The sequence below is a fragment of the Snodgrassella sp. ESL0253 genome, assembly GCF_013344965.1.
Classification (GTDB): domain Bacteria; phylum Pseudomonadota; class Gammaproteobacteria; order Burkholderiales; family Neisseriaceae; genus Snodgrassella; species Snodgrassella alvi_B.
The window spans coordinates 106,748-119,619 of the sequence record NZ_JAAEDQ010000005.1; the positions used below are offsets into that span (position 1 = coordinate 106,748).

Annotated in this window: 8 protein-coding genes; 2 read left to right on the plus strand and 6 right to left on the minus strand. The window is 42.1% G+C overall.

Annotation, left to right across the window (positions count from 1 at the left end):
* Nucleotides 1-3: 3 nt before the first annotated feature.
* The 3 genes from GYX26_RS05800 to GYX26_RS05810 all read right to left on the minus strand — a co-directional run bounded on the left by GYX26_RS05800 (nucleotide 4) and on the right by GYX26_RS05810 (nucleotide 4,022).
* Entirely contained in the window at nucleotides 4-1,227 is a 1,224-nt protein-coding gene (locus GYX26_RS05800; protein WP_174828478.1) for a nitrate/nitrite transporter, read from the minus strand.
* A gap of 188 nt (nucleotides 1,228-1,415) precedes the next feature.
* Complete coding sequence (locus GYX26_RS05805; RefSeq protein WP_100089852.1) at nucleotides 1,416-2,069, minus strand: response regulator transcription factor; 654 nt, start codon at nucleotides 2,067-2,069, stop codon at nucleotides 1,416-1,418.
* A 21-nt stretch (nucleotides 2,070-2,090) separates the two neighbouring features.
* The gene (locus GYX26_RS05810) at nucleotides 2,091-4,022 is read right to left on the minus strand and encodes a histidine kinase (protein WP_174828479.1); all 1,932 of its coding nucleotides are present in this window, start codon (nucleotides 4,020-4,022) and stop codon (nucleotides 2,091-2,093) included.
* A 607-nt stretch (nucleotides 4,023-4,629) separates the two neighbouring features.
* Between GYX26_RS05810 and GYX26_RS05815 the strand changes: the two genes are divergently transcribed.
* Together GYX26_RS05815 and GYX26_RS05820 are read left to right on the plus strand one after the other, a co-directional pair.
* Nucleotides 4,630-4,968, plus strand: coding sequence for a hypothetical protein (locus GYX26_RS05815; RefSeq protein WP_174828480.1), 339 nt, complete (start codon nucleotides 4,630-4,632; stop codon nucleotides 4,966-4,968).
* Between the two features lie 1,246 nt (nucleotides 4,969-6,214).
* Nucleotides 6,215-6,430, plus strand: coding sequence for a DUF4177 domain-containing protein (locus tag GYX26_RS05820; protein WP_174828481.1), 216 nt, complete (start codon nucleotides 6,215-6,217; stop codon nucleotides 6,428-6,430).
* 807 nt (nucleotides 6,431-7,237) lie between these two features.
* On the opposite strand, the gene GYX26_RS05825 is transcribed toward GYX26_RS05820, so the two are convergent.
* The 3 genes from GYX26_RS05825 to panC all read right to left on the minus strand — a co-directional run bounded on the left by GYX26_RS05825 (nucleotide 7,238) and on the right by panC (nucleotide 12,817).
* Nucleotides 7,238-7,615: a DUF805 domain-containing protein gene (locus GYX26_RS05825; protein ID WP_174828482.1), complete on the minus strand. Its 378-nt coding sequence runs from the start codon at nucleotides 7,613-7,615 to the stop codon at nucleotides 7,238-7,240.
* A 609-nt stretch (nucleotides 7,616-8,224) separates the two neighbouring features.
* Complete coding sequence (locus tag GYX26_RS11405; RefSeq protein WP_238791240.1) at nucleotides 8,225-11,923, minus strand: DNA translocase FtsK; 3,699 nt, start codon at nucleotides 11,921-11,923, stop codon at nucleotides 8,225-8,227.
* Between the two features lie 54 nt (nucleotides 11,924-11,977).
* Nucleotides 11,978-12,817 (minus strand): pantoate--beta-alanine ligase, encoded by an 840-nt coding sequence (panC, locus tag GYX26_RS05835; RefSeq protein WP_174828483.1) that lies wholly within the window; start codon nucleotides 12,815-12,817, stop codon nucleotides 11,978-11,980.
* Nucleotides 12,818-12,872 lie beyond the last annotated feature (55 nt).

A 12,872-nucleotide genomic window follows, 5' to 3' on the forward strand; every position in this document is an offset into this window, starting at 1 on the left:
ACATTATTGATGCTTCTGTTTTTTTAATGAAAAATGCATCCAGATTAAACTGATACATACCGTACCAAACATCAGCATAAACGAACTGGAACGTATCCCTGTCCAGTCAACCAACACCCCGAACATAATCGGCAGCAGAAAGCCACCCAGACCACCGGCCAGACCCACTACACCAGATACTGTGCCCATATCCTCTGGAAACTCATCGGAAATAAACTTGAATACCGAAGCCTTACCAATTGCCAGCGCCACACCTACAACAAACAGCAGCACCGTAAATACTGTCGCACTTAAACCAATATGCATATCCAGATGACCACTTACCGTACGAATAGACATCTGTGTCTGCGGATAGGACAGCAGAAAGAATGCCACCCAACACACCCACATCACCGCCCAAGTCACCTTATAAGCACCATATTTATCCGACAGCCACCCACCAAAGGCACGCAGCACACCACCGGGCAACGAAAAACACGCGGCCAGCAATGCCGCCTGTGTCAAAGCAAACTGATATTCATTAACGAAATAGCTCACCATCCACAGCGAAATACCCACATAGCCGCCAAACACCACCGAATATAGCTGGCTGTATTTCAATACCTGCGGATTTTTCATCAGTAGCAACTGTGCTTTCAGACTTGGCTGTTTAGCATTAACAGCTTTAGGCTCCGGATAGCTGAAAAACCAGAACAGCACCGTAATCACCAGCAGAATCACCGCATACACCCGCGGTACAGCCTGCCAGCCATAAGCTGCCATCAGCGCCGGTGCCAGAAACTTGTTCAGTGCCGCCCCTGCATTACCGGCACCAAAAATCCCCATTGCCATCCCCTGCCGCTCCTTGCGAAACCATTTGGCCACATACGGCGTACCCACTGAAAACGAACCGCCTACCAAGCCCAGCCACAATGCAATCCACAAAAACTGGCTATAAGTATGCGCATATTCCAATAACCATACCGCCGGCACACACACCAGCATCACCAGAAAAAACACAATACGGCTACCAAAGCGGTCAGCCCAGATACCCAGCGGCACCCGAATCAGCGAACCCGACAACACCGGCATCGCCGTCAGCAAACCAAACTCCGTTTCATTCAGATGCAGTTGCTGCTTGATAGGTAAACCCAGCACCGCAAACACCATCCAGATCATGAAACAAGTCACAAACGCAATCGTGCTGGATGTAAGCACAGTTACAGACTTCCTGACTCCAGAATCCATCCCGCCACTCCCAAAAATAACTTTGCCTAGTGTACGGAATCATCCCTGCATATCCCATTAGTCATCAGATGCAGAAGCAGTAACCCAAAAGAACAAGCTCACATAAGCAAAATGGCCTATTGACAAAATCAACAGGCCATATACAAACTCAAAAATTGCACAACTATCACACAGCAACTACCACATAACTACTTATCCATACCGTGCTCAACCGCGTACACCGCAGCCTGCACCCTGCTTACCACATTCAGCTTGCGCAGAATATTCTGCACATGTACCTTCACCGTACTTTCCGTAACTTCCAGATTACGGGCAATCAGCTTATTACTGTTGCCGCGCGCCAGCCAGCGCAGAATCTCCCGCTCCCGCGGCGTTAACGGTTCCTTCACCTCATCAGCTACTTGTTCCTGCTGGCGCAACTGCGTAACCAGTTTACTGGTCATCTCCGGCGACAGCACACTATCTCCATTAATCGCCTTCTCAATACTGTCCAGCAGAAACTCAGTATCAATATTTTTCAGCAGATAGCCCCGTGCTCCCAGTCGCATGCATTCCACCAGATCACTACCATCCTCCGATACCGTCAGCATCAGCACCACTTGCTGCGGATTGTGATTCATCATCTGCGGTAGCGCTTCCAGCCCGCGCATCACCGGCATATCCAAATCCAGCAGCACCGCGTCTGGCTGCAACTGCTGCTGCATCTTCACACCTTCCAGCCCGTCTGTGGCCTCACCCACCACCTCAAACCGCGCGCAACTGTCAATCAGCGCACGCAAACCACGCCGAAACAACGTATGGTCATCCACAATCAGAATCCGGTACTTTTTCCCGTCAAGCATCTACATCCCCAAAAAAACAATTTATTCCTGCGTATGAATATACTGACGTGGCACCATCAGCTCCACACACGCCCCACTGCCTGCCCGTGCAAAAATCCTTAATTGCCCGTTAATCTTGCCGGCACGCTCTTTCATAATATGAATACCCACATGCCCCTGCTGCTCCTTCTGCTCCAGCGTATCCTCAGCAAAACCCACACCATTATCCTCAATCCACAGATTCAAACGATCAGCCATATACGCCAGCCGCACCCGTACAGCATTGGCCTGCGCATGTTTACGCACATTCGACAAAGCCTCCTGCACAATAAACACCACCTGCAACTGCACATCCGATTCCACCTCATACACGTCCCCCTCTACCGACCAATCCACCGCAATATCGGTTTGCCGCTCAAAGCGCTTCATCACCCCCTGCAATGAACTGATCAGCCCCTCCGACACCAGTCGCACCCGGAAATTCGACAGTAACTCGCGCACATCATCATAACACTGCTGAATGCCCTCATGGATAAAATCCAGCGTCTGTGCCGCCTGCTGCTCCTTCTGCTCCGAAAGTGCCTTTTCCAGCACCTGCACCTGCATATTCAAAAACGACAACGACTGCGCAATACTGTCATGCAAGCCCTGCGCCATCAGATTGCGCTCCTCCAGAATCGCCATCTGCTTGTCCAGCTCATTCAGGCGCATACTCTCAATCGCAATCCCAAACTGGCTGCATACCGTTGAAATCAGGCGCTGATTTTCCCCACTCAGCGTAAACGGCATCTGCGCAAACAAATGTAGCATACCGATTTCATCTTCCACCGACTTCACCGCAAACGTCAAACAAAATGGCAAAGTCTGCCTCATCTGGCAGCAACCATCATTTGCAGCATGAATCCGCAGCTGCTCATTCGTAATCATCTGTCCCGATTGCAGCAACTGCGTGCAGTGCCCGCCATCACAGCGATAATCGCGAAACCTGTCTACCTGCTCTTCCGTCAGCCCGTCCGAACCGGCCACCTCCAGCATCTGCGAATGACGATTTTTCAACTGCACCACACACGCATCCGCACCACTAAAGGCTTTCATCTTGTGCATAAACACCTGCACCAGCACCGCCAAATCATGCTGTTCCTGAAACAACGACGTCATCGCATACAGCACAGCCAGCTCACGATTGCGTTTCACCACTGCCTGAGTCTGCTCTGCCACCCGGTTTTCCAGCGTGTCATATACCTCATACAACTTTGCCGCCATCAGATTAAAACCATCAGCAACCTGCCCGAACTCATTAGCCGTGCCAAGCTGCAAACGCGTATCAAAATAGCCTTTCCCAATCTGACTAATCCCCTGATTCAGACGCAGTAACGGCACAATCACCAAATGATGTAGCAGCACCAGCGACACCATCGCCGAAACCACCGCCATCACAAGCAATAATGCCTGCAACCAGCGCAGCAACTGAATATTATGCGTATTATCCTGCTCAATCAGCAGTACCAGCTGATCAATAACCGCTGTAAACTTCTGCGCCTGCGCCAGAAATGCCGCATCGCCTAACCTGCCCTGCAAATATGCCTCACGGTCGCTGAAAAAATCCTGCAACTGAGCCTCAACCTTAACCACTTGTGCCCGTAACTGCCGATGACGCCAGCCATTAACAAATCCGGCCTCATGCAACTGACGCAAATGACCAAGAATCGCCTCAAACTGGCGCTGCTCATGTACAAACTGCTGTTCTGCACCCGGCGTTTTCGTCACCAGCACCATATAAAACACCCGTTTGCGCAGACTACCGGCTTCATTAATCGCCATCCCCAGCTCCTCCAGCCGCCACGATGTATTCAGCGACAGCCCTACCAGACTGGTAGCCAGAAACAGCCAAATCGTAATCATGACCACCAATACTTTTGAAAGCTTTTGCCCACGTAAAAATGACCGGTCAAATTTTTGCCACAAATTCTTCATAACACCTAATCTCATATATTGATATCAATATAAATGAAAAATTAGAATAAAATATTGATAACTTTTTAAATTATTTACTAAATTTCATTATAAATACATAAGAAAACAAGACATATTAATACAGAATCCTGAGTAATAAAAACATATTTAATTCAATATTAATAGATAATAAATAGTGTAACTTCAAAAGCTCAAATGTGAGATTTCAAACTCAAGTAAAAATAAGGGAGTAGCCTTATTTCATAAGCATATAATCAAAAAAACATATATATTAAAACATATTGGAAAGTTTATAGCTCAAGAGTATGCAGCTAAAGATATGGGAAAAACGTTCCCAAGATGGAAAATGTACCAAATATTAGCCCAATTCCTAAAGACTACTATACAATAGTTGAACTAATTCCATCCTATCCTACTACGGGTAAATATTTAATCAGATTACTACCAGTTTAAAATAATAAAATGTATTGTATATCTGTTTTTTTAATTCATTGTGATAATAGTAAAAGAAACAGAACGGCTTCTCACAGATATATTATTATAGACCTTAAGTATCGTAAACAATTATTATAGGAAAGTGGTGACAAAAAAAATCGAGGTATATAGAATGAAAAAACTAACTAAAATATTATTAGTGTTACTTCCAATGATGTCTCATGCAAAAGCTCCTGATTGCCATAATTGGCCTATGAATATGACTAAAGGATGGCTGAAAAATGCTAATATAGTTGATATCTATAACTTAGATGAATCCAAAACAAAAATAACTTTATTGGCATCAGAAAAAAAGAAAAAAGATTTATATATTCAAATCTACCATTTTGTGTTTTTTGACAAACAAGGAAAAACTTACGAAATAATTACTCAAAATGAAGCTTCACATGAAGAATGTTCAATGAGTACTGTAAATAGCTATTTAATATCAAAAAGTCGTATTCTTTACTAAATACAATAAAAGTTTTTAATATAATAGATTAGACCATTAAAATTTTCGTATTGCTCAAAACACAAAACAATATGGATTTGCTAGAGCAGAAACAACCTTATCGTATTCTTTACTTTTTTATAAATCTTCTTAAAAAATTTTTAATATTATGTAACTAAAAAATTCTATTTAACACTATTATTACGAATTTTCCTGTCCAGTATTTAGCAAAAGCATCTAGTTGCTACACTTGGCCAGTAAATATGAACTAAGATGTGGATGAGAAATGCTGGCATAGTTGATTTCAACATTTAGATATACCAAAACCCGAATAACACTATTAGTATCTGAAAAAAGTTTATATACACAAATTTATTATTGCGTTTTATGAAAATAAAGGAAAAACTTATGAAGTAACGATGAAAAGTGATGCTTCAAATGTAGAGTGTTCAATGAACGATGGAGATAATTATTTAATTTCTTCAAAAAATATTAATTACTAAAATCAATTCAAATATTCAAAATCAGACAAAATCTAAATAGCATTATCATTTTAAATTTAGCTTAAAGCATAGGTAGCAAAAGTCTGTTTCAATTCTTCAATTTGTAATAAGTTTTTTCCTGTAGCAAACCCAGTTTTAATAATTTAAATGCTGCTTCCGCCACCTCATCGTCATATTAGTAGTTTTCTTTGCTCAAGAGGTCAATATTAATTACGTTGGAACACTTAATAGATACGGTTAAAAATTTTCAATTTTCTCAACATAATTCGCGACCAATTTCAGCCTACTTACTTTGGACGGATAACAGCCTGCTTTGGGATATTGTTTTCGATCTGCAACAGCTTAAGCTCTTTTCGCAACATAACCAGTTCCTTTTGTTGCAATCTGCATTAAATTTACTTTATTCCTTAAAAATGTTTAACTCAGTGTAGTTATTCCTGACGGCAAATTGCATCATATTAGTGCATAATTTATCCGGTTTACGGCACAAAGATGCGCCGTTATAATAAATTCATAAATATAACATAAAATAATAATTATCTTTTTTTGAGAATAATGTTTTTTGATTGCGGCAAATCCATTGCCTTGTAGGATATTAATACAAATAAAACACGACTCAATCATCATTACACACTGTCATAAAAATCTTGCTAAATGCATCTCAGTAAGATAACATAATTTAACTATAAAGAGCAAATTAGCAAGATTAATTTGCGATTAATAGTTAATAAATTAAATAAACTTAAACTTTATGGAATGTAGTGATGAAGGAATATAAAGTAATTATCTATCAGGAAAGCATGCTTTCTTCATTGTTTTTAGGTTCAGCCAAAGTTGATCCAATTAAATTTTCAGAATTTTTAAATAAACATGCTCAGCAGGGATGGCGCGTGGTAACAACTGAAAAAGATATGCGCCGTATGCTGCTATTCTGGAATCGAGAAGCATATGTAGTTATTATGGAAAGAGATCGTATGTAAATTCAGGAATCTTTTTGATTCAAATTCTATTGTTGTCATCAAAATATTAGGTTATATTAAATATATTGACTTCAATGAATCTATCAGCCTGAAATTAAAATTTCTTTGCTGGAACAAGGGCAACATATCGTTATTAAGGAGCATGGATTTTGTATATTTTTGGTGTTTTAATATTAATGCTTATGGTTGCTGTTGTCGGTCTAATTTTATTTTTGTTAGGAAAAGATTTTCTACATGAAAAAGAATTAAAGAAAAAAGGCTATTTAAAATAATATACGATCGAGAGCATGACTTTTTTCGTTCATACTCTCGATTTAATTATTTTATTGACCTGAATAGATATTTAATATCTCTTGTATACAGATTTTCTAGTTTGAATGTGCGCCAAGGATCGAAGTAGCGATTAAGATCGCAGATTGCCTTTCAATAATCTGCTCAGTTAGCATTTCATATCAAAATTATCTTAAACTAAAGCTCTAATCAAGAAAGAAAACTAAACCATATTTAATTAAACTAAATTCTCATTCAAATAATGACATGCTAAATCAATCCTACTTTATGATTCGTAGAAAAAGCATCACAAGCCATTTTTACCGGTGGATTATCTGTGTTAGCTCAGTATTGCAGCTAAATAAATATACTAACCCTGAGGCTACAGATAACTTTTTTATGCTTCTCTGCTCAGCAACACCTTTCCACTCAGTGAAATATGGCTGCTGAAGCAGACTGGTTATAAACAGAAAACCCAACGCAGAAATGGGTAATTTACTCATTCATTGCCATCTGCAAACCAGTCAGAAAAACAGATTAAAAAAAACCCTGATGAAAGCGATTCGGTCTACTGGGTAGCAGTGTCAGGATAATAAGCCATATTTGTCCAATTAACGGTATCAGAGAAATCAGAATCCACCATGCGGAACGATTTGTATCATGCAGGCGTCTGAACAGCAATGACAAGCTAGCAATCCAAACTACAAAACCAACCACAAGCACGGCAAAATTAACTGTCCAGTCACCCCAGGTATAGATATCATTAATCGGATGCCCCAGCATTTTTTCAACGATATGCATTAAAATCATACCAAGAACATAATTTATTACAATAGGCCACCAGTAATCGGTTCGATTGGAGGTGCCAGAAAAATTCAGAATGTTATGCCAAAACCGTTTATAAGATTCAATCATAAACTTGCCTCCTGATAATTAACATATTTATATCTACAGAGTTAAAGATTTAAATTTACATTTCGAATATAGCCAATTCATCTTAAAACCAATTTAGAATCAATACAAACGATTTAATATTTAAAACAATTACTTACAAATTTTATTTTTCTTATAAAACATAATAGAAATTTTATTTTTCTTTATTTATGATTTGAAAATTTATACATGTATTAATAAATTTTCAGCAATATTTTGCACATATTTTTATACAGCTTTTTAATGTCCAGTATCGGCTGATGCCAAATCCAGCTAAACAGCAGTAATTTACTTAGTAAAATCTGACTAAATGTTGATATTTTTCAAAAAAACAGACTATTAAAGCAACAAAATCACTACATATTTATTTTATTCATACAAATAAATACATTATTTTAACTATAATGATTACATGTGATGTCAGCGCTGATAATATTTAAGCATTACTAATGACTGCGATAATAACTACCCATTTAGAGTGACTACTTCACAGCATAATATTATGATGAAAATAAAAAACGCATACAGTGTGTATGCGTTTTAAAATATTCTGATTAATGTACAGATGCAGGCAGCTCCTGTTATGCGCAGCTAATCATCCAGATGGCTATTCTGTGGTGCCAGTACAGTACGATTACCGTTACCTTCAGCAGGTGAAACAATACCTTCAGTTTCCATCTGTTCTACCAAACGAGCTGCACGGTTATAGCCTATGCGCAACTGACGCTGCACGGAAGAAATACTTGCTTTACGGGTTTTTACCACCAGTGCAACCGCTTCATCGTACAGTGGATCCAGTTCATTCTCATTGCTGCGTGTGGAAGCATTACTGAACATATCATCGTCATTGACACCGGCAGTTAAAATATCATCGATATACTTTGGTTCGCCAAACTGTTTCAGATAATGCACTACACGATGTACCTCCTCATCAGCCACAAATGCACCATGTACGCGTTCAGGATAGGCTGTACCCGGCGGTAAAAACAGCATATCCCCCTGCCCAAGCAGATTTTCAGCACCCATCTGGTCAAGGATGGTACGACTGTCAACTTTGCTGGATACTTGAAAGGCAATGCGTGTCGGGATATTGGCTTTAATTAGGCCGGTAATAACATCTACACTGGGGCGCTGGGTTGCTAGTATCAGATGGATACCGGCAGCACGGGCTTTTTGTGCCAGCCGTGCAATCAGTTCTTCAATTTTCTTGCCAGCCGTCATCATCAGGTCAGCAAATTCATCTACAACTACTACTATATAAGGCAGTTTTTCCAAAGGTTCTGGGTCGCTTGGATTGAGGGAAAACGGATTAAACAGTTTTTTGTTATGCGCAGCCAGTTCGTCAATTTTCTGGTTGAAACCAGCCAAATTACGCACACCAGCATGGCTCATCAGCCTGTAGCGCTTTTCCATTTCATTTACGCACCAGGTTAGCGCATTAGCTGCCAGTTTCATATCGGTTACCACCGGTGCGAGCAAATGCGGGATGCCTTCATAAATGCTTAATTCAAGCATTTTCGGGTCAATCATAATCAGGCGCACATCTTCAGGCGTTGCTTTATACAGCATCGACAGTATCATGGCATTGACGCCTACTGATTTACCTGAGCCAGTTGTACCGGCAACCAGTAAATGTGGGGCTTTAGCCAGATCTGTGACAACCGGCTGGCCAGTAATTCCCTGTCCCAGAGCCAATGTCAGTTTGGAGCGTGACTGCTGAAATACCGGTGCTGAAAAAATTTCACTCAAACGGATAATTTGCCGTTTAGGGTTGGGCAATTCCAGTCCCATACAGGTTTTGCCCGGAATGGTTTCCACCACGCGAATAGATGCAAAGCCCAGACTGCGCGCCAAATCTTTTTCCAGATTAACTACCTGATTACCGCGCACCCCTTGTGCCGGTTCAATTTCATAACGAGTGATTACCGGTCCCGCAAAGGCATCGATTACGCGAACTTTAACTTTGAATTCTGCCAGTTTTTCTTCGATGGTGATGCCATTTTCGAGTAAGGTTTCTTCACTTTGCTGTGCTGCCGGGTCGTAATGTGGTGGCAATAATAAGTCCATGCCCGGTAACAATAGTTTTAATTGCGGCTTGGGCACAGGTTCCGCCGCCGCAGTCTGATGCAATGCTTTTTGTAATGCCATACCAATGGCTGTTTGCTGTGGCGGTGTGCCGGAATTTTTTTTCAGCTCGGTAGGCAACTGTGGTTGCTTTAAACCGGTAACCACACTCACGCTTTGAACCAGTGGTACAGATTCAATCTGGCTAGCGGAGAGTTCTTCAGTCACTAATTCATCAGCTTCGATTATAGTGTCGGTGCTGTTAGCAAGCTGCTTTTCCACTTGTGGCCAGTATTTGGATATGTCTATATCTGTTTCTTCTTCCTCGGGCTTCTCATGCTCTTGGAAATAAACGGGCGTGTCTGCCTGTAGATCAGTATCGGCAAAATAAGGGTCATCAGTTGCCAATACTGGTGCTTCTGCTACGGCAACATCGCCATCGTTTTTATCCGGCATATACGAAGCTATGCCATCATTACCAGGCACAGAATGAACAGTAGCATTATAATAAGGACTAGAGTTTACTGTGCTGATATCTGCTGATACAGCCTGTGGTACTACTGGCTGTACGTCTGGCGTGTAATGAAACTGGTGCCTTCTCGAACGCACACTATCGGTCATGGCGTTACCCACCCCTATTGCTTCGAGACTGGCTGGTGTGCCATAGGCTGTATCTTCACTGATATAACCATCTGCTGGTGACATAGCCATATCTGATGCCGCAGTAATAGCCGCTGGCATCGACTGAAATGGAGTAAAGCGTGTTGACAGTGGTGCGCGTTCACTAACAGCAACACCTGTGTAACCAGTTTCTACGGACATATCTGCCACTGGCGCCGTCATTTTGACAGCATGGCGTTTACTGATGCGTGCTGCTGCCGGAATAACACTTTCGCGTACTACTGGCCGTTGAAATTTCTGTTTATTAACCGGGGAGTCGGTTTTAGCCAGATTGGCATAGATTTCATCCTCTGCTATTACCGGTACGCTATAGCCTGAATTAATGTGATGAGAAGTCTGCTGATGGCGCTGGCGAGCCAGCCGCTGGCGCAGCAGGTTTAAACGGATATCTTCTTCATCAATAACCTGCACGCTATTATGTTCATTGCTGAGGCTATACTCAAGGGAGGGATGGCTTGACAAGGGTAACACAGGATGAGCCAGATGTGATGGTGCGCCTACCGAATTACCCAGTTTGCGCTGTGTAGCCTGCTGCAAATCATCCAGATCAAAGTTTTTTAATGCTCGTGCTTTTAATAAGGCAGCCTGTTCGGCTTTGGTACGTGAACGAATTTTATTTAATATAGGATCATCGGCTGTTATTTCTTTTGCGTTACGGTGGCGTTGCTGATTCTGGCTACTCACTGGTTTGTGCTGCCAATTGAGCTGGATAACTTCAAGTACAGGAGCAGATTCCGTTACTGCATCAGCCAGCGGGTGCGTAGCCACTTTGCGCGTAGCTTCAGCCAGAGTAATTACTTCCAGATTTTTATTTGGGGTAAATACCACCGCTGGTTCGACAACTTCTTCACTGGTAACCAGTATTTTTTCCTCAGCCAAAGCTTTGTCTTCATCATCAGCTACATTATCTGGATTTGGATAGTCTTCTGCTTCTGGTTCAATCTTTATATGAACATCATCACTACTGGCCACAGTAGGTTGTGTCTTCACCAGCATCAATGATTCTGCCAGAGCCTGCTGGCTGTTTTCCGGTACCTGCAATTGATAGCCGGTATCTGTTTTATCCCCGGAAGCATCTGTGGCTGTACTTGCAGCACTGGGTTTTACTGGTTTTGGGGTGGCTTCAGTAACGGTAATCTGCGGTGTAATCTGCTTCAGAACCGGCTGATCTGCCGGTGAAGGCGGCCGGCTGATTTCCGCCGGTGAATCCTGTTCTGGCTGCTCATAAACATGAGTAGATACTACTGGCTCTGGTGTGAGCTCAGGCTCAGTCTGTACCAGTTCTGTAGCAGATGGCTGCTGTTTTTGTGGTGATGATTGTACTGCCTGATTATGCTGCGTACGCTGTGGCATTACGCTGGACACAATGTAATCTAGCAGTGACGCTTTAGCCGCCTTTGGTGCAGTAATCTGGCCAGGCTGAAACTGATTTTCATATCGGGATAAGTAGGTCATTTCCAGCTGCCATTTGCGTTCCTGAATATTACGCCACCAGAGTAATGCGCCTATAGCAATAATTAACAGTATTAATACAATCCACCACATACGTATTCACGCTGCCTTTTGGTTAATATCTAGTTAACAAATTATCTTTAATTATTAATTTGACAAATGCACTTCTATATTATCAATCAAACGGGTGGTTCCCAGTATCGCGGCTGCTACAATCACCAGATTAGTATCAGAATTCTGTGCTTTTGTCAGCGTTTGAGCCTGACGGGCCTCAATATAATCCACTTGCCAGCCATGCTGTTGTAAATATGTTGCTGCACTGTTTTCCAGAGCGGCAAAATCTCTGTTTCCCTGTGCGATTGCTTTGGCCATGACTTGTAACTGCTCAGATAACTGCGCTGCCTGTGTGCGCTCATCGTCTGTGAGATAACCATTGCGGCTGGACAAAGCCAGACCAGTTTTTGCACGCTCAATTTCTACTGGAATGATTTCTACATTTATATTCAAATCCTGCACCATGCCTTTTATTACAGCAAGCTGCTGGTAATCTTTTTTACCGAAGCAGGCCACATCAGGCTGCACAATATTGAACAATTTGGTTACCACTGTAGCCACACCGCGAAAATGACCGGGACGGCTACGGCCGCACAATTCATTCTGGATTGCTGGCGGTTCTACAAAATAACTTTGTATACCATTAGGATACAACTCACTTTCAGCTGGCGCAAATACCACATCGACACCCGCAGCAGCCAGCTTTTTCACATCCTGTTCCAAAGTCCGCGGGTACTGGTCAAAATCTTCACCAACACCAAACTGTATCCGGTTTACAAATATGCTCACTACCACTGCATCGGCATGGGCTCTGGCTGTACGTACCAGTGACAAATGGCCTTCATGCAGGTTACCCATTGTAGGCACTAAAGCTACACGCTTAGCCTGCTGCCGCCATGAACGCAGTTCTGTAATGGTATGTATTATATGCATTATCTATCCTGTAAAGCTGAATCATACATGACCTGTTTACTGTTAAATACTGTCA